The following is an 18,658-nucleotide window of genomic DNA, read 5'->3' as shown; positions in this document are numbered from 1 at the left end:
TTAAAATTTTGAAGAGCTGTTACTGTAAACAAAAAGCGCTGAACAAGAAACCATTTAGCGGCGAAGAAATTAAGAACAAAAAAAAGCGCAGTAAACTGCGCTAATCGGTTGGATTAAAATTAATTTAACCAACAAGTGCTAATAAAATACCCGCAGCAACTGCACTACCAAGAACGCCCGCAACATTTGGTCCCATTGCATGCATAAGTAAAAAGTTATGAGGATTACTTTCAAGGCCTACTTTGTTTACTACTCGTGCCGCCATTGGCACAGCCGATACACCTGCCGCCCCTATTAATGGGTTTATAGGTGTTTTAGATATGCGATTAAGTCCTTTTGCCATAAATACGCCAGATGCCGTACCAATTGCAAACGCGAGTGCGCCAAGTACTAAAATACCAATCGTCTCAACAGTTAAAAACTTATCTGCAGCAAGCTTTGAGCCTACAGCTAAGCCTAAAAATATAGTTGTAACATTGATGATTTCGTTTTGAGCACTATTACTTAATCTATCAACAACACCTGACTCTCGCATTAAGTTACCTAAACAAAACATACCTACCAGCGGTATAGCAGCTGGTAAAAACATAGCCGTTAAGCTAAGCACCATAAGAGGGAAAATAATCTTTTCCTTTTTAGATACTTTACGAAGCTCTGGCATTTTTATTTTACGTTCTTCTGGAGTTGTTAACGCACGCATAATTGGCGGCTGAATAATTGGCACAAGTGCCATGTATGAGTATGCAGCTACCGCTATTGCACCAAGTAAATCAGGTGCCAGTTTTGACGCTAAAAATATTGCAGTAGGTCCATCTGCTCCACCTATAATCGCAATAGCCGATGCATCCTGTAAAGTAAACTCAAAGCCTGGCACATAGTTTAATAATATCGCGCCAAACAGAGTCGCAAAAATACCAAACTGTGCAGCCGCACCTAATAGCAACATACGTGGATTAGCAATAAGCGCACTAAAATCGGTTAGCGCCCCTACTCCCATAAATATCAATAACGGAAAAATCCCCGTATCAATACCCACATAATAAACGTAGTACAAAAGCCCACCTGGGTCTGACAAACCTGCCACAGGTACATTTGTTAAAATCGCACCAAAACCAATAGGTAGTAATAATAGTGGTTCAAAGCCTTTAGCTATTGCTAAAAACAGTAATAAACACCCTACCGCAATCATTATTAACGATGGGATTGTAAAGTTAGCAATGCCTGTCGCATTCCAGAGGTTTAAAATACCGTCCATCCTCTATTTACTCCTAAGCTAATGCAATCATAGCGTCGCCGGTAGTTACAGCATCGCCTTCACTAACTAACACTTCAGCAATTGTTCCGGTATGCGTAGCGCGTATTTCAGTTTCCATTTTCATGGCTTCCATAATAATCACTACATCGCCTTCGTTAACAACTTGCCCAGCTTTTACTTTAATCTTAAAAATATTACCGGCTAGAGGTGCGTTAAGTGTTTCGCCTGATGCTACCGAAGCCGACTGGGGAATGTGCTCAGAGTCTTTTAAGGTTACTTCTTTAAGTTCACCACCTTGCGCCACTACTACGTCGTAAACTTTACCATCTACTTTTACGCTGTACTGCTCAGCTTTTACGCCGTTATTGTTTGAAGTTGATTTAGAAGGTGCTTTACTGCTTTTATCTTCAACACAAGGTACTGGCTCGAATGCATCTGGGTTGTTGCGGTTTTTAATAAACTTCAAACCAACTTGTGGAAACAATGCATAAGTTAGTACATCATCAATTTGATCATCAGCAAGTGTTAAACCTTGCTCTTGCGCTTCTTTTAATAATTCAGCTTCAAGCGTTGCAAGCTCTGGTGCAATGTTATCTGCAGGGCGACAAGTAATAACCTCAGCTCCATCAAGCACACGCTCTTGTAGCTCTTTATTCATTGGTGCTGGCGTTAAGCCATATTCACCTTTTAATACGCCAGCAGTTTCTTTAGTAATTGTTTTATAACGCTCACCCGTAAGCACGTTAAGTACTGCTTGAGTACCTACAATTTGCGACGTTGGTGTTACTAAAGGTAAAAAGCCAAGATCTTCACGTACACGTGGGATCTCAAGTAAAACTTCATTAAGCTTATCTGCCGCGCCTTGCTCTTTAAGTTGGTTTTCCATGTTTGTAAGCATGCCACCAGGTACTTGAGCTAGTAAAATACGACCATCAACCCCTTTTAAGCTACCTTCAAATGCCGCATATTTTTTACGTACATCTCTAAAGTAAGCAGCAATTTCTTCTAGGTGATTTAAATCAAGGTCAGTATCGCGCTCGGTACCTTCAACTATCGATACAATAGTTTCAGTAGCAGTGTGTCCGTAAGTCATACTCATAGATGAAATAGCGGTATCAAGCATATCAATGCCTGCATCAATCGCTTTTTGATAAGTCGCAGTACTTAAACCAGTTGTAGCATGGCACTGCATAGCAATAGGAACCGATACAGTTTCTTTAAGTGCTTTAATTAGTTTTTCAGCATCGTATGGCTTTAATAAACCCGCCATATCTTTAATACAAATTGAGTGACAACCTAAATCTTCTAATTGCTTAGCAAGAGTTAGCCACATTTCAAGCGTATGAACAGGGCTAACTGTATACGAAATAGTACCTTGAGCGTGTGCGCCTACTTTTATAGCCGCTTTAATCGCTGTTTCAAGGTTGCGTACATCGTTCATTGCATCGAATATACGAAATACGTCAACGCCATTTTTGTGTGCGCGTTCTACAAATTTTTCAACTACGTCATCAGCGTAATGGCGGTAACCCAATAGGTTTTGACCGCGTAATAGCATTTGCTGTTTAGTATTAGGCATCGCTTTTTTAAGCGCACGAATACGCTCCCAAGGATCTTCGCCTAAATAACGAATACACGAATCAAATGTAGCACCGCCCCACGATTCAATAGACCAATAACCTGCATCATCTAGCTTGCTAGCAATAGGTAGCATATCGTCTAGGCGCATACGTGTTGCGAGCAATGATTGGTGCGCATCGCGTAATACCAATTCTGTTAATTTTAATTTAGCCATGTGTGTGCCCCTTATTTGTTATTTGATTTGTACTGAGCAATGGCAGCACTAATAGCAGCGATGTGCTCATTAGGCACACCTTGAGATTTAAAAGACGGTGATTTAGCTGGTGATGCCTCTGGTTCGCTAAAGCGCGTCACCAAATTAGACATAAGCGTTACTGCACCAATTAATATCGACAGAAATACAAACACCCCAACCATACCAGTTAGCATTAAGCTACCAGCCGTTGTGAGTAGAGCACCTATATCCATTTTTCTCCCCCTTGAAACCCATATCGAAAATAAAAAATCGATTTAATTAAATATTTATTCACTGGATGATAACAAAACTAGTCGCTTTGTCTACATCTTGTAAATTGGTAAAACCAATTAAACTATAAACAACATAACACTCAACTTATTTACATGCCATAACCCAGCAACCATGCGCCCTACAATACACGTAGGAAATAACGACTATAGCTAATAGTTATATAGAAGTTGTTAATTAACTATTCAACTTAATAAAAATACACACCAAACTTTATAATAAGTACAAAAACACGCACTAATTGTTAATTGGTCTTACCAAAAAATTTATTCTCAGTGGATTTTTGCCAGCAATTTGTAACAGTGTGAATAACTTACATAACAAAGCGTAAAAGTTACTAACTAACAAATAACTAAAAACATAACCAAAAAACATAAGTCATTGATATTAATATAAAATAAACTTTGGCATGTAACTGGCATTAGTTATTATGAGCAAATTTGATAACCAAGGAGAAAACAATGTTACGCTGGACAATTACATTTTTAGTTATTGCTTTAATCGCTGCAGTGTTAGGTTTTGGTGGCATCGCAGGTGCCGCAGCTGGTATAGCAAAAATTATATTTTTTATCTTTTTAGTACTTTTAGTGATTTCATTAGTTTCAGGTGCACTACGTGGTAAATCGCCCAGGTAGATAAAGCATGCAACTAACACACTAAAATTTAATTAAAACTTACAAGGAATTACATTATGAATTCAACAACTGTAAAAGCAGCACTAATCGGTCTATTCGCAAGTTTTTTCATCATGGGTTGTGAAGACAACCATGCAGAAGACGCAGGCGAACGTATTGACGAAGCAGTAACTGACGTGCAAAACAAAGTAGAAGATGCATGTGAAAATGTTAAAGAAGGCGTAAACGCTGAAGAAACTAACTGTTAATTCTTCTTTTATCGCTAAAAAACGGCCTTAGGGCCGTTTTTTTGTGTCTGTAATAAAATCGCTGACTATAAAGCTGCTCATTTAGCGATTAGCTTGTTAAAATAAAAAAAACGATATTTAAAGCAAGGCAATATGGCATTTACAACAACCTACACGCTAGATAAACCCTACTTTTATGAGTGCTTTGATGAGTCACTCCCGTACAGTAAACGCGCCAAACCTAAGTACTTTTTACTTGTACTACTGGTTGCGCTTGGTTTATTTGGCATTTATGTTTTAAACGATCATTACTTAGGATCGTTTATGATCATGCTAGGTGTACTAGAGTGCGTCGCTTTTTACTATCGCAGACCTTGGTGGGTAACCAGACAAATGCTCAGCAGAGCATCAGGCTCAGAAGTAACACTTACCTTTGATGAAGAAGGCATTAAATCGGCTAATCATTACAAAAGCTTTCAGCTAACTTGGCAAGACATAAGCGAAGTAATAGATACGCAGCAAGGTATTATTATTAAAAATAAAAGCGGCATGCAGTATATTTCAAAACAAATATTAACCCCAGAAACACTCGCTTTTATAAACAAAAAAGCCACTCAGTGAGTGGCTTTTGACTAGTTGAGTTAATTACTCAGCTACGTATACGTGTTGATTAAGCATTGCCCGGATTAGGGTTCGACTTTTCAGCTTGTATGCGCATGTAAATCTCTTCACGATGCACTGATACGTCTTTTGGTGCATTAACACCGATTCGAACTTGATTTCCTTTAACACCTAGAACAGTAACTGTTACTTCGTCACCAATCATTAGGGTTTCACCTACTCTACGAGTTAGTATTAGCATTCTCTTGCTCCCATGTTCCAATAAAAATTATAAGATTCCGCTTAAACATACTAATGAAAATTAGACTGAAAAGTAAGTAAAAACTCTCAATCTATCCATTTTCTGTTAAAAATGCTTTGTGTAATGCACGAACAGCCAACTCTAGGTACTTTTCATCTATTAAAACTGAAATTTTGATCTCTGAAGTCGAAACTAAAACCACATTAATATTTTCCTGCGCTAATGCATCAAAAAATAAACTTGCTACACCAGAATGCGATTTCATACCCATTCCAACAGCAGACACTTTAGCGACTGTTGGTAATCCGCTTATATTTTGAGCACTGAGTTGAGCTTGATCTTCGCTCAATAATTCAAGTGCTTGCAGATAATCATTCGAGTGCACAGTAAAAGCATAGTCTATTTTTTCAAAGATATGATTAACTTGATTAATCATATCTATTTCGATGCCATTATCAGCAAAAAGTTTCAATATTTTTGAAAGATATTGTGTACCGCTTGGCACACCATCGACTTTAATTAAACATTCGTCACGATTAAACGCAATCCCCGATACCACCTTGCTTGCCATATCGTTCTCCTCAAAACTTATTAATGTGCCTTCATCAGGATTAAAGCTCGAAAGCACCCTAAGTGGCACATTGTGTCTACCTGCAGCTTCTACTGAGCGAATGTGCAAAACTTTCGCCCCTAAACTTGCCAGCTCCAGCATTTCGGCAAAGGTAACTTGGCTCATTCTGCGCGCGTTAGGTTCAACACGAGGATCTGTAGTATATACGCCGTCAACGTCTGTATAGATCTGGCATTCGTCGGCTTTTATAGCCGCTGCTATTTCTACAGCCGATGTATCGGTGCCACCGCGCCCTAGCGTTGTAATGTTGCCCTCAACATCACGCCCTTGAAATCCAGCAATAATAGCAATACGGTTATGTTCAAGCTCATGCTTTAAGCGTGTAGCTGCAACCTCTGCAATACGGGCTTTGCCAAACATGTTATCGGTTAGAATATTAACTTGATCGGCTAACAAGCTTACAGCTGAATGACCACGTTTAATAATAGCCATAGCAAGCAGCGAAACAGAAACCTGCTCTCCGGTGCTAATAAGTACGTCTAGTTCACGGCTACTCGGGCGAGTATCGATTTGTTTGGCGAGATTAATTAAGCGGTTGGTTTCTCCCGACATAGCCGAGAGCACCACAACCACTTGATGCCCTTGTTGTCTGGTCTTAACAACAAGGTCGGCGACTGCTTCAATTCGCTCTATTGAGCCTACCGAAGTGCCACCGAATTTTTGAACAATAAGCGCCACTTAGGCTTAAGTACGCTCAGTTAACCAAGCTGTTACGCTATCTAATGCAGCACCAAGGTTTTGTGGCTCACTACCACCGGCTTGTGCCATATCTGGACGACCGCCACCTTTACCACCTACTTGGCCTGCCATGTGGTTAACTAACTCACCGGCTTTTACTTTGCCTGTTAAGTCTTTAGTTACACCAGCAATTAGGCTTACTTTGTCGCCACTGGCAACACCCAGTGCAATAACACCTGAGCCAATCTTGTTTTTAAGGTCATCAACCATACCGCGAAGCGCTTTAGATTCAGTCCCTTCAACGTTTGCAACTAACAGCTTAACGCCGTTAATTTCTACTATTGAGTCAAGTAAAGACGCGCCCGCTGCACTTGCTAGCTTATCGCTAAGTTGTGCAATTTGCTTTTCAAGGCTCTTTGATTTTTCAAGAAGCGCAGTAACTTTTTCAAGTACCGATGCGCTATCGCCTTTAACTAAAGCTGCAACATCGCTAAGTTGTTGCTCTTGCTCGCTAACGTACGCTACAGCATCTGCACCAGTTACGGCTTCAATACGACGTACGCCTGCGGCAATACCACTTTCAGATACAATTTTGAATAAACCAATATCACCAGCGCGCTCAACGTGAGTACCACCACAAAGCTCAATAGAGTAGTCGCCAATAGTAACTACACGTACTTCGTCATCGTACTTTTCACCAAATAACGCCATTGCACCTTTCGCTTTAGCATCATCAATAGCCATAAGCTCAGTATTAAGTGCAAAGTTACGACGAATCTCGTCATTAACTACGCGCTCAATTTCACGTAGCTCATCTTTAGTAACCGCTTCAAAGTGTGAAAAGTCAAAACGTAAACGATCAGGCTGAACAAGTGAGCCTTTTTGGCCTACATGGTCACCTAATAGTTGGCGTAGTGCTTCGTGTAAAATATGCGTAGCTGTGTGGTTTTTCTTAATGCTATCGCGACGCGTATCATCAATAGTTGCGTCCACTTTATCGTTAACACCAATACGACCTTGTACAGTACCGTGGTGAGCAAAAGCATTACCAAGCTTAGTGGTATTAGTAACATTAAATTCGCCACCCGCAACTGTAATAGTACCCGTATCACCCGTTTGACCGCCAGATTCTGCGTAAAACGGTGTGCGGTCAAGTACTACAATACCTTGTTGACCATCTTCTAATAACTGTACAGCTTCGCCACCGGCAAAAATTTCAACCACTGTCGCACTGTGGTGCGTACTGTCGTAACCTTTAAAGTCAGTGTGTTTATCTGATTTTAATTGGTCATTGTAATCAGCACCAAATTTACCCGCTTGTTGCGCTGTTTTACGTTGTACAGCCATACACTCTTCAAAGCCTTGATGATCAATCGTCATCTGGCGCTCACGCGCAACATCGGCCGTTAAATCAGCTGGGAAACCGTACGTATCGTAAAGCTTAAATACTAAGTCGCCTGGTATAATATCGCCTTTAAGGTCGCTTAAGCTTTCTTCTAAAATAGCTAAGCCACGCTCAAGTGTTTTACCAAACTGTTCTTCTTCAATGCGTAATACTTTTTCAATAATTTCTTGTTGCTTAGCAAGCTCAGGGTACGCTTGACCCATTTGCTCAATTAGCGCAGCAACTAATTTATAGAAAAACGAATCTTGTGCACCTAACTTATTACCGTGGCGCACAGCACGACGAATAATACGGCGTAGTACATAACCACGGCCTTCGTTAGATGGCATAACACCGTCTGAGATTAAAAACGCACACGAACGAATATGATCCGCCACTACACGTAGTGACTTGTCGTCCATATCTTGCGCGTTAGTAACACTTGCAGCAGCGGCAATTAAGCCTTGGAATAAATCGATTTCGTAGTTTGAATGCACGCCCTGCAAAATAGCAGAAATACGCTCAAGGCCCATTCCCGTATCAACAGATTGCTTAGGCAGTGGCAGCATAGTGCCGTCGCTTTGACGGTTGTACTGCATAAATACCAAGTTCCAAATTTCGATGAAACGGTCGCCGTCTTCCTCTGGAGAGCCCGGAGGTCCGCCCCAAATGTGTTCGCCATGGTCATAAAATATTTCAGAACACGGACCGCACGGACCGGTATCGCCCATAGACCAAAAGTTGTCTGAGGTAGCAATACGAATAATACGATCTTCACTTAAGCCAATGTCTTTTGACCAGTACTCAAATGCTTCTTCGTCATCGTGGTAAATAGTTACTAAAAGTTTTTCTTTTGGTAGTTTTACTTCTTCAGTTAAAAACTCCCATGCAAACTTAATAGCTTCTTGCTTAAAGTAATCACCAAAGCTGAAGTTACCTAACATTTCAAAAAATGTATGGTGGCGAGCAGTGTAGCCTACGTTTTCTAAATCGTTATGCTTACCGCCAGCACGTACACAACGCTGCGAGCTAGTCGCACGTGTATAAGGGCGGCTTTCTGCGCCTAAAAATACATCTTTAAATTGCACCATACCGGCATTGTTAAATAACAACGTGGCATCGTTACCCGGTATAAGCGAGCTTGAAGGTACAACTTGATGTTGCTTGCTGGCAAAAAAGTCTAAAAACTGTTGCCTAATTTGTGCGGTAGTCATGTGCTGCATTTGAAAGTCTCACCTGTATTTACTGTGCTTGCATTGCAAAATTAATTTCATCGTAGCTAAAACCCCGATACATTAAGTAGCGCACGCGCTTAGCTTTATCTTTGTAATCGAGATCTGGCGGTGTATTTGAATATTTTTTATTGTACGCATCCTGCGCAAGCTCAAACCAATCTACTTCAAGCTCTTCAACTACCATTTCAAGTAGCGAACGATCAATCCCTTTGCCCATAGCTTCGCTTTGTATTCGCTTAAGCCCGTGGCATTTAAATATGTGTTTTCTTACAAAGCCTTCACAGTATCGTTGCTCGTTAATAAAATTGTGCTTTTCGCACCAATCAAGCAGCGTTTCAATAAACTCTTCTGTGGCTTCTTTTTGCTGTAGCTTAAGCGTTAACTCACGACGCGAATATTCTTGGCGCCCTAGTAACCAAAGTACATAGTTTTTTAGTTTTTGCTTTAATTTATCATCCATTAAGCGTCAAAACGTCCGCTTGTTTCACTGCTAAGTGGCTTAACATTAATGTCGTCACTTGGTGGTACAACAGGCATAAAAATGGCTTGATAAGATACAAAAAAGCTAATGTAGCAAATCGGCATTAAAATCAACAGTGGTAAGAACGATAAGAACATCGAAAGCGCCATAAATAATGCGCAAATAAGGCCAAAAACGCCAAGTGGCAAAATGTTATGATAAAACACCATTAACGATTTTTTAAGTGCCGTTAAAATACGTGTTTCTTTACTAAAATAAACAAGCGGTACAGCGTACGCAAATGCCGTTAAATAAATTAGCATTGCCATAAAAAATAAAATTACATTTGCGCCCGAAATACTATCAAGCATTTGTTCAAGTGCTACGTTTGGATCAAGCCCTGGTTGGCTCATAACAGCCACTGCATCGGCAAATAAGCCATTAGCAAGTAATGCCATTAAAATGCCCGCACCCATTTGGTAAAGTGCTAAACGCAATAACCCTAAGCGATTCCCTTTTGCCGTAAATGGCTTGAGAATATCGGCTAGCATAATTTTTCCGCCCTGCTGCTTACTAAGCACCGCTTGGTAAAACCCTGCGGTTAAAAATGGCGTAGCTAGCGCTGCTACCACTTGCAGTAAAGGTAAAAATAAAGACAGCAGCCCTACAATGCCAATAAATAAATGCATAAAAATAAAGGTTGCTGGCTGGGTTTTAAAAATAAGCCATCCGGCTTTTAACCACTTTAGCCCTGCATCGGCTTTAAAAATTCGTAATTGTGTAGACATACTTGCTCTTAATTTAAAACGAAACACGCCAAGTATAACTTGGCGTGAGGGGGTATTAATAGACGAAACGTAATTAAATGATTAAGGTTTTTTAATTTTCTTAATATCTAACATATGCGCGCCATGCTTAATTTTTGTTTCTAGGTACGATTTATTACCCGCAACACCCGCTTTAATGTGCGCATGCGTGCCCACAACCGAGTCAACATTAATACCGGCGTCTTTTAATGCGTTAAGCTTTTTAGGATTATTGGTCATTAATTTAACGTGGCTTAAATTAAGCGCATTGAGCATTAATACCGCATCCGAAAAATCACGTAAATCATCAGCAAAGCCTAAATGATTATTAGCTTCGTAGGTGTTCATACCTTGCGATTGCAATACGTAAGCATCAATTTTGTTGTATAAACCAATGCCACGACCTTCTTGGCGTAAATACAATAAAATACCGCCTTTTTCGTGCATCATTTCAATACATTCATTTAGCTGCTCGCCGCAATCGCAACGCGATGAGTAAAATACATCACCCGTTAAACACTCAGAATGCATACGAATAAGCGGTACATTTTGCTCTGTATCAGCGTTGTTAAACACCATAGCAATATGTTCTTTGCCATCTTTTAAATCAGTAAATGAGATTATTTCTGCAGGGATATCACTATTTCTGCCAACATTAAGCTGGACTCTTGCTCTTACTTGCGCCACGACAAATCCAAATATTTAAATAACTACGACACGACAATAAAGTGATAATATCACAAAATAGGATAAATACACCGTAGTACAAGACTGTTTATGGCAAATATATGGCGACGACAGGCGTTATTTTCAATGATTGTTAGCAATAAATTAATACAAATAACAGCCAATGTTATTTACTTTGATTTACCTTAATCAGTGACACTTACAGGCACGTTTGGTATTTTGTATTTTAAACAACGATAGGGATTATTATGAAACGTCAGCAACTCGCTTTATTTATAGGCTTAAGTTTATCTGCTGTAAGCGCAACAACTTTAAGCACTACAGCACTCGCCAGCCAAGCAAGCGATCCTCAAACGGTATTTAGCCAAGCATACCAAAGCTATTTAGCAGCAGTTGAAGCAGACGAAAACGTACTACAAACTGCCAAACTTGCTTACACATCAGGTAAAACCGTTTATGGTGAAAGCTCAGATAACACCGCTAACTTAGCTATTAATTACGCTAAAGCGATTAAAGGCTACGGCGATGAGCTAAACGAACAGCGTTATACCCTTTATAATGAAGCACACACTATTTTAGCTGCAAACCACGGTAAACTATCAATAGAAACGATTGATGCACTACTTGGCCAAGCCAACTACACAACATCAGCTTACAAAGCAGCTAACTTTTTAGAACAAGTGATTGAAATAGCTAAAACACAAAATAAGCCTAAGTTTGTAGCCGACATGAAACTTGAAGCTGCAACGCTACTGGCTAAAAAGTTTAGCTCTAAAAAATATCGCGAAGCGAAAAACTACCTAGAAGAAGCCGACGAATACTACCGTGAAAATCTGCCTAGTAGCTCGGTAGAGCAAATTAAAGCTAATTTTTTAATAGCCGCATTTGCCGAAGGTAGTAAAAAATATAATCAGGCAATTGAGCGCTTAAACAGCATAGTTACCGCGTTTGACGATAACTTAAAATACGATCACAGTGCTGAGCTAACCGCTCACTCTAAACTTGTAGGTCTGTACGAAAAACAAGGCAAAAGCGAAGAAGCAACTAAACACTGCCTAGCTATCGCTCAAATGGTGCCATGGAAAGAATCGCAAGAGCAAACACCACTCTATCGTGTTAATCCTAAATACCCAGTGCACATAGCCAGATTTAGTACCGATGGTAGCGTTGTTATGGAGTTTGAGGTAGATACTGCAGGCTTTGTAAAAAATCTAAAAGTACTTAGTTCTGAAGGTGGCAGCGCATTTGAAAAGTCAGCCCAAGCAGCCGTTGAGCAATGGCGTTACGCACCAAAGTTTGAAAACGGCAAACCCGTTAGCGCTATTTCTCAGGTACAACTCGACTTTAAAATTAACCGCAACTAAAAGCGGCTCATTAAAAAAGGCGCTTTATGCGCCTTTTTTAATACCAACGAATACAAAACTCACGTAGTTAAAATTCGTAACTTACGCTAATACCACCATCAGCTCTTTTTTCGTTGCTGTCGCTTGCTTTACCGTAGCCAACATCTAGCTCTAATCTAAAACCAGCGCTGTTCAGTCCATTAAAGTTATAGCTGTAAGTAAGCCCTATGCCGTTTGTTGTTTCTTCATCAAAAATACCGCCAATTACACAACCTAGCGTATTAGCAAAGTCAGTTGCTACATCATTTGTTGAACTTTCACACTCTTGGTCTGTATCTCTTGCGCCAATAGCGCCCACAAGCGCGCCAAAAGCATGTTTTTTATTATCGCTTACTGCTTGTTCAAAACCTGCTGAAAATCCATCATCAAGGCCTAGTTTATAGTTTGCATACCAGCGTTGTGTGTCGTCGTTAGCCGATAAAGACACCTCAGGAATAACCAAATAAGGATAGCCCCCCCCAATAGAAAAACTAACATCATTAGCAAAAGTAGAACAAGAAGCGATAGATAAAGTCAGTAGTAATATTTTTATTTTCATAAAGTTCCCTTTGAGTAAGTATAAAATGTACTCACTTTAGGGACGCTGTGCAATACGACAAAAAGCTCGTTAAATTTAGCTTTAGTAATAAAATAGGGATTAAATTTTAGCGAGTATTTTATCGCTAGCCGCTTCAATTAAATCGAGCACATTTTCAAAGCCATCATCGCCGCCGTAATAAGGATCGGGAATCGCACTAACGCTCTGTTCACCAAACTCTAAAAACAACGCTAATTTGTACTGTAGATGCTCAGGGCATTGGGCTTTTAAATCAGCTAAATTTTGCGTATCGGCCGCTAAAATTAAATCAAACTCAGTAAAGTCGCTTGTACGTACTTTACGTGAATAAATACCTTTAAAGCTGTAACCGCGCTTCTCCCCTGCTGCCATTGAGCGACTATCAGGCGTTTTACCTTCGTGATAACCAATAGTGCCCGCCGAATCAACTTTAACGTTAACACCTAGCTTTTTAGCTCGGGCTTTTAATACCGCCTCTGCGGTTGGCGAGCGGCAAATATTACCTAAACACACTATGAGTACTTTTTTCATTAAGGCTCCTCTCACTAATTTAAAAACCTATGTTTTAAAACTGTTTTAAAATACTTGCGTCGTAATCTTCAACATTAAGCGTTACATTATGTTGCGCTGCAACAGATTCAAGCTCAGCTTGTTTAATGGCTAAATCGTCCATAGTGATTAGGTTATCGTCTAGCTGCCACAATAACCGAGAGCCCGCGTAGCTATAATGAATTGCTAATAATGCATCGGCATTGCCTTCACGGCCAGCGGCTTTTAATTTAGCCATTTTACGGGTTATTTTATTAAGTGCTTTTTTAAGTTCCCACACATAAACAACTTCTGTCATAAATGTATGAGTACGGTATTTATTAAGTAGCCACGCAAGCCCAACGCTAGTAATAGCAACGCCTATTAAGTTCCAATGAAAGTGGCTACCACTTTCATTGGGAAATAAAGCAATCAGCGTTTGCGATATAGCCAAGCTGCCTACAGCCAAACCAATACCACATCCTGCAATAACACGGTTTAAATGTTTACGGTAACGCGCTTTATTTATTTCAATGAGTTGCATAACAGCCTAAAAAGTTAAGTTTTAATATTTGCGAATGGCTATTGTAACTAAACCCCACATTTTTTATAAAATTATTTCACCCCTTTTTGATTTGCCACCCGTTATAGCTTTGAAAACACCCTAATTGTAGTGGTCAATAAAATTTGGAGCGGCTTATGCACACACTTGAAGTACCTAACAACCCAGTATTTATTAAAACATCGACTGCCGTTATTGGCGGCGCCGCGATGACCTTTGCAGCTTTTGCGTTTATGCAATATTTAATAAGTGGCGAGCAACGCGCACCGGTTAAACCAGGGGACGATATTATAGTAGAGATTTTTCAAGCACCTGAGGATTCAAAAGTAAGGCATATACAAAAAATACAGCCACCACCGCCGATGCCTAAAGTACCGCAAAAAGCTCCACCGCTTGATACATCAGCCGATCCTGTGCTGGCAATTAGCGACTTTACGCCGATAACAATTGACGATTTTGGTGGCGACATTAACAACACCATTAATCGCCCAACAGGGGATGCAACACCCATAGTGCGCATAAACCCTAAATACCCAACCACAGCCGCGCGCGATGGTATTGAAGGTTGGGTGCAACTAAGCTTTAGCATTTCGCCAACGGGGGAGGTAATTGACCCAGTAGTTATTAACGCCGAGCCAAAACGCACCTTTGACCGCGAAGCAATAAGAGCTATTAAACGCTGGAAATATCGCCCCAAAGTAATTGAAGGTGTGGCACAATTACAAACAGGTCAAACTGTACAGCTCGATTTTAAATTAGATAACTCTATTTAACGGACTAAACGCCTATGCTACTAAGTATTAAGTCATGGTTATTTGAAACGCCAAGCAAGGACTGCATGGCAAGTTACGCAAAAAGTGGCGACAATCGTTACTTAGAGCAGCTTATTGCCCTCTACAGTAACGACTTATACCACTACCTTGTTACGCAATCTAATACGCATTTAGCATACGACGTAAGCCAACAAACATGGCTAAAAGTAATCGAAAAACGCCACCTTTACCAAGCGCAAACCACACCCAAAGCGTGGTTATTTAAACTTGCCCGCAACACACTCATTGACGAATACCGCAGGCAACAGCACTTTGTAGAGCTTGACGAAAACACGCATTTAGCAGCACAAAATGATAAAAGCGAAAGTGGCTTAACTATAGGCAGCTCAAACATAAGTTACGACGCATTCGACGCCGCCCTAAAACAACTTAGCTTTGTACAGCGCGAAGCCATAACCTTGCAACAAGAAGGCTTTTCGCTTGCCGACATAGAACTTATAACGCAAAGCAGCCTTGAGACCATTAAAACAAGGCTGCGCTACGCCAAGCAACACCTTAAACGTTTATTAGGAGCAAACAATGAACAAGCCTGATGAGCCGTTTGATCAAAAGCTCACACAACACTACAAAGAGCGAAAAGCGCGCACTACACTTACAAGCGTTCAGCAAAAAGTACTACTTAATAAAGCCACGCACACTAAGCCTAAAAAGATCGGCTTTATGCTACAGCTAACCAGCCTTGCCTGCGCACTGGGTGTGTTTGCATTTATTGTGTTTGATAATAACGATGGCATTAACCACGCGCCTAAAACCGTGCTTAACACCGTACTTAATACTATAGACATTCACGACTATTCAATTATTAAAACACACGAAATAAATCAAGCAGGTAGCTACGCAAGCACCTTTACAGAGCAAAAACACGCACTCGATAGCCAATTAGCTAACGATTTACGCCGCCACCAACAACGCCACATAGAATACGGCACGCTCGTAAAGGTAGATAACGACTGGTACATAGCCAGCTGTAATGACGAGGTGCTAGTGCAAATTAAGCATTCGCTGTTGAGTGATTTAAAAGGTAAACACGCGGTCGAAAGTAATATAAATACAGGCGATATGCTCGCCATGGCGCATAACGGCAAAGGGCAAATTATTGCGCTTAAACATGCGGGAGCTCGGGTTAAGCAGTGTGGGGCTTAGGTGGTAATTCTGTTTACCACCTAAGATTTATACAAAAAACCATTCAAGAATTACACAGCCATAACATAAAGTACTTTATCTATATGAAATTAATAACTACGATTTCTTCTCCCTTTCTTTTTTCAGCTTATCTTCGACAAAGCCTAGACCAAGAAATTCGACTTTGTTACCTATAGAAATGTTCCATCTCCTTTCCATAAACTGTAAAAGTCGTACCCCTCTGTCAAGAATCTCTTTTGCTGTCCACCTTTCATTCTTTGCAATTTCATTCTCTGAAAAACAGCCGTAAATAAATCCAACTGTATTATTTTTATTGGATTTCTTTTCTTCAAATGGTTTATTCGAAAAGCTAGAATTTTTAGGCTTTGATAATGGAACTAAATTACCTAATGAATGCTTCAATAGCGTTTTTTGCTTTGATGTGTACATAGAATATAAGGAAGTCCATTCTTTTTTACGGGGGTTCTGAGGATAAATATGTTCAATTGTATGATAGTCTCTCTCATCACTCTTCAGAACATCCCAGCTGAGTTTATCTGAATATGTTTTTGACTGCTCTCGCAAGCTAACTTCGTACTCATAAAGAAAGTACCTAACACCATCCCAAGAGTAAAACCCGCGACTCCCTTTAAAGTTGTCAGTAATTATTTTAAGCAATTCCTTTCTATTTAAAATGTCATCCGTAGCCAAACTTATCTTCTTTATAGCTTCCAAAATATTTATTTCTTTAGCACTCAATTGATTACAAATTTCAACAATAGAACCATCATCCATCTCAATATACATACGATACATTATTAAAGAATGAACAAAAGCCTGCCTTTCTATTGCAGACAGAAAATCAAGTCTTAACTTTTGGTCAACAGTCATTCTAAAAACTGTCATTATGAGTGGTAAGTATTGGCTTATTCCAATTCTATTCAATCTAGCAAGGCACTCTTTTACTGGCTCAGAGTACTGACTAGATTTAGGATTAAGTATCTGGTACCAATCTTCTACTGAGGTTTTTAAGCTAGTTACATATTCATTTACATCTTGTAAATTTAAAGTGCCATCGGTCTTTATACTTTTTACTGTAAACTTCTCTTCTAATAAGTAGTCTTTAAAAGTATGTCTGTAACCACGTCTAAGTTGTTTTGTTGAAATCGAATCTGTTTCAATAATATCTTTACCGAAATAAAGTATAAAATGGTTTAATAAAAATAAATCATCATCTAATAAATTATCTTTATTTCTTCCAAGGTGATGATAAATCGCCTTCCAACATAAATTAATTGTTCTTCTTAACTCTTGCCTTTCATAATTATCTGTATCAAATTTAGTAGATAAGTATATCAATCTATTTTTGAGCAACTCTAAGTGTGATAAAGGCTTCCCTCTATTATTCATTGTTTCAAAAGTAATATACACATCAATATCATCTGACATTGAATAAATAGCAAAAAGGAAATGCTGTGTTACCTTTTTATAAATATTTTCAATTTCAGATATATCTAAAGCTTTTAATTTATTTAAAAAATATGTTTTTGCATTAATTAAATTTTGAGTATAAATAGTTGAATCTAAGGGGTGCTTTACATTTCTTTTTTCATTAAAAATTTCCGCTTTTAAAAAATTATAGCTCGGGTTATCGTATTCATATCCAAATAAATATGATCTAGAGATACCTCCATCCTTTGAATCATAAATATATTTCTTCTTTATTAATGAAACGGGGTCGTAATTAAGGGTTCCATCCTCACCAACTACTTCACATATACTTTGAATTAGTACAATAGTTGTTGTTAATCGTTGTTGACCATCGACAACATGGAATGGAGAAAAACTTTTTGATTGAATAATCCAATGATCGTCAGTCCAATTTTGTACAGATTTATCTGGAGCTTCTTCGAGAGTAATAACACCAACATAATGATTTTTATCTTTTTCTAATTGAACTAAATCTGACCAATAATCTTTTAAATGTTTATCGGACCACGCATAGCCTCTTTGATAATCAGGTATTCTAAATAATCGCTCAGTAAATATTTTTGAAATTGAATATAGATCTGTTTTCATGAATACGCCTGCTTTCTCTAAAGTGACTTAAAGTAATCTACTAAGTATCTAGTTTTAATAGAATAGATACAATAGCAAATTCGTAAGGGTCAAAACTCGTAAAGGTCATATTGTTTATTGCCAAACTAAAACATAAATTTAACGCTTAACAATTTTTCCGACATCGTGACATGAAAAATAGGTAGCTGATGAGTAATTTCACGCATTGGTATCTTATCTTCACCATTTACTTTCACATCTATCAATATTTGAAGGGAGCAATGTGATGCTCGGTGGTACAGGGAAAGATCAGAGGATATAAGCGTCAGCATACCTTTGCCGCTGTCGCCAGCACGATAAAAACCTGAATGAGGTTTTATGTTGTATTTAACTTTCAGGCTAACGCCCGACGCGCTAGCAAGCTATGCGCCTACAATAAACACTACATATAACTAGCTTTGGGTGTGCTCTTTGCATTGGAGATCCGCTGGGTTTCGTGTCACTCAACCCAACCTTGTATCTCTTCTTGATGAGTGTTTAGCTAGCACTTGTCACATCGGGAAGACAGTGAGCTCGTACCCAACCAGAGTGTGAAAATGCTGTGACGTAGATTGAGCCCTGACTTCCTA

Annotated in this window: 20 protein-coding genes; 7 read left to right on the top strand and 13 right to left on the bottom strand. The window is 39.3% G+C overall.

The window, feature by feature from the left end:
* Positions 1–124: 124 nt before the first annotated feature.
* From BW142_RS13950 to BW142_RS13940, 3 genes are read right to left on the bottom strand one after another with little or no spacing between them, the layout of a single operon-like run.
* On the bottom strand, positions 125–1,255 hold the full coding sequence (locus tag BW142_RS13950; protein ID WP_076925246.1) for a sodium ion-translocating decarboxylase subunit beta: 1,131 nt from the start codon (positions 1,253–1,255) through the stop codon (positions 125–127).
* A gap of 13 nt (positions 1,256–1,268) precedes the next feature.
* Entirely contained in the window at positions 1,269–3,050 is a 1,782-nt protein-coding gene (gene oadA / locus BW142_RS13945) for a sodium-extruding oxaloacetate decarboxylase subunit alpha (protein WP_076925245.1), read from the bottom strand.
* 11 nt (positions 3,051–3,061) lie between these two features.
* On the bottom strand, positions 3,062–3,304 hold the full coding sequence (locus BW142_RS13940; RefSeq protein ID WP_076925244.1) for an OadG family transporter subunit: 243 nt from the start codon (positions 3,302–3,304) through the stop codon (positions 3,062–3,064).
* Positions 3,305–3,823: 519 nt separating this feature from the next.
* Here BW142_RS13940 and BW142_RS13935 point away from each other — a divergent pair.
* The 3 genes from BW142_RS13935 (at position 3,824) to BW142_RS13925 (ending at position 4,845) form a co-directional block, all read left to right on the top strand.
* Positions 3,824–3,997, top strand: coding sequence for a DUF1328 family protein (locus tag BW142_RS13935; protein ID WP_002961939.1), 174 nt, complete (start codon positions 3,824–3,826; stop codon positions 3,995–3,997).
* A gap of 56 nt (positions 3,998–4,053) precedes the next feature.
* Complete coding sequence (locus BW142_RS13930; protein WP_007378921.1) at positions 4,054–4,245, top strand: hypothetical protein; 192 nt, start codon at positions 4,054–4,056, stop codon at positions 4,243–4,245.
* A gap of 132 nt (positions 4,246–4,377) precedes the next feature.
* Positions 4,378–4,845, top strand: a complete 468-nt coding sequence (locus BW142_RS13925) for a YcxB family protein (RefSeq protein ID WP_007583811.1) — start codon at positions 4,378–4,380, stop codon at positions 4,843–4,845.
* A gap of 49 nt (positions 4,846–4,894) precedes the next feature.
* On the opposite strand, the gene csrA is transcribed toward BW142_RS13925, so the two are convergent.
* The 6 genes from csrA to ribA all read right to left on the bottom strand — a co-directional run bounded on the left by csrA (position 4,895) and on the right by ribA (position 10,967).
* Positions 4,895–5,086, bottom strand: coding sequence for a carbon storage regulator CsrA (csrA, locus tag BW142_RS13920; RefSeq protein ID WP_004587515.1), 192 nt, complete (start codon positions 5,084–5,086; stop codon positions 4,895–4,897).
* A gap of 91 nt (positions 5,087–5,177) precedes the next feature.
* The gene (locus BW142_RS13915) at positions 5,178–6,395 is read right to left on the bottom strand and encodes an aspartate kinase (RefSeq protein WP_076925243.1); all 1,218 of its coding nucleotides are present in this window, start codon (positions 6,393–6,395) and stop codon (positions 5,178–5,180) included.
* Between the two features lie 6 nt (positions 6,396–6,401).
* A complete protein-coding gene (gene alaS, locus BW142_RS13910; protein ID WP_076925242.1) occupies positions 6,402–9,002 on the bottom strand; it encodes an alanine--tRNA ligase in 2,601 nt (866 codons plus the stop codon).
* A 19-nt stretch (positions 9,003–9,021) separates the two neighbouring features.
* Entirely contained in the window at positions 9,022–9,474 is a 453-nt protein-coding gene (locus tag BW142_RS13905; protein WP_024600766.1) for a regulatory protein RecX, read from the bottom strand.
* Positions 9,474–10,262: a BPSS1780 family membrane protein gene (locus tag BW142_RS13900; protein ID WP_024600767.1), complete on the bottom strand. Its 789-nt coding sequence runs from the start codon at positions 10,260–10,262 to the stop codon at positions 9,474–9,476. The genes BW142_RS13905 and BW142_RS13900 overlap by 1 nt, the downstream gene beginning before the upstream one ends.
* Before the next feature lie 81 nt (positions 10,263–10,343).
* Entirely contained in the window at positions 10,344–10,967 is a 624-nt protein-coding gene (gene ribA / locus BW142_RS13895; protein ID WP_076925241.1) for a GTP cyclohydrolase II, read from the bottom strand.
* Positions 10,968–11,215: 248 nt separating this feature from the next.
* On the opposite strand from ribA, the gene BW142_RS13890 reads away from it, so the two are divergent.
* Positions 11,216–12,331, top strand: coding sequence for an energy transducer TonB (locus BW142_RS13890; protein WP_076925240.1), 1,116 nt, complete (start codon positions 11,216–11,218; stop codon positions 12,329–12,331).
* A gap of 67 nt (positions 12,332–12,398) precedes the next feature.
* Here the strand turns inward: BW142_RS13890 and BW142_RS13885 are convergent, their stop codons facing one another.
* The 3 genes from BW142_RS13885 to BW142_RS13875 form a co-directional block, all read right to left on the bottom strand.
* On the bottom strand, positions 12,399–12,908 hold the full coding sequence (locus tag BW142_RS13885) for a hypothetical protein (RefSeq protein WP_007583799.1): 510 nt from the start codon (positions 12,906–12,908) through the stop codon (positions 12,399–12,401).
* A 99-nt stretch (positions 12,909–13,007) separates the two neighbouring features.
* On the bottom strand, positions 13,008–13,457 hold the full coding sequence (locus BW142_RS13880; protein WP_024600771.1) for a low molecular weight protein-tyrosine-phosphatase: 450 nt from the start codon (positions 13,455–13,457) through the stop codon (positions 13,008–13,010).
* A 34-nt stretch (positions 13,458–13,491) separates the two neighbouring features.
* Positions 13,492–13,998: a DUF3087 domain-containing protein gene (locus tag BW142_RS13875; protein ID WP_076925239.1), complete on the bottom strand. Its 507-nt coding sequence runs from the start codon at positions 13,996–13,998 to the stop codon at positions 13,492–13,494.
* 155 nt (positions 13,999–14,153) lie between these two features.
* On the opposite strand from BW142_RS13875, the gene BW142_RS13870 reads away from it, so the two are divergent.
* The 3 genes from BW142_RS13870 to BW142_RS13860 are packed head-to-tail and all read left to right on the top strand — an operon-like array spanning position 14,154 to position 15,992.
* Complete coding sequence (locus BW142_RS13870) at positions 14,154–14,789, top strand: energy transducer TonB (RefSeq protein ID WP_076925238.1); 636 nt, start codon at positions 14,154–14,156, stop codon at positions 14,787–14,789.
* Between the two features lie 14 nt (positions 14,790–14,803).
* Positions 14,804–15,382 (top strand): sigma-70 family RNA polymerase sigma factor, encoded by a 579-nt coding sequence (locus tag BW142_RS13865; RefSeq protein ID WP_076925237.1) that lies wholly within the window; start codon positions 14,804–14,806, stop codon positions 15,380–15,382.
* Positions 15,369–15,992 carry a hypothetical protein gene (locus BW142_RS13860; RefSeq protein WP_076925236.1) on the top strand — a complete coding sequence of 208 codons (624 nt, stop codon included), beginning with the start codon at positions 15,369–15,371 and terminating at the stop codon, positions 15,990–15,992. Before BW142_RS13865 ends, BW142_RS13860 begins: the two co-directional genes overlap by 14 nt.
* Before the next feature lie 96 nt (positions 15,993–16,088).
* Here BW142_RS13860 and BW142_RS13855 read toward each other — a convergent pair whose 3' ends face one another.
* On the bottom strand, positions 16,089–18,050 hold the full coding sequence (locus BW142_RS13855) for a DUF262 domain-containing protein (RefSeq protein WP_076925235.1): 1,962 nt from the start codon (positions 18,048–18,050) through the stop codon (positions 16,089–16,091).
* Positions 18,051–18,658 lie beyond the last annotated feature (608 nt).

It is taken from the genome of Pseudoalteromonas sp. EB27 (assembly GCF_001974875.1).
GTDB lineage: Bacteria > Pseudomonadota > Gammaproteobacteria > Enterobacterales > Alteromonadaceae > Pseudoalteromonas.
This window is presented reverse-complemented; position numbering and strand designations above follow the sequence as displayed.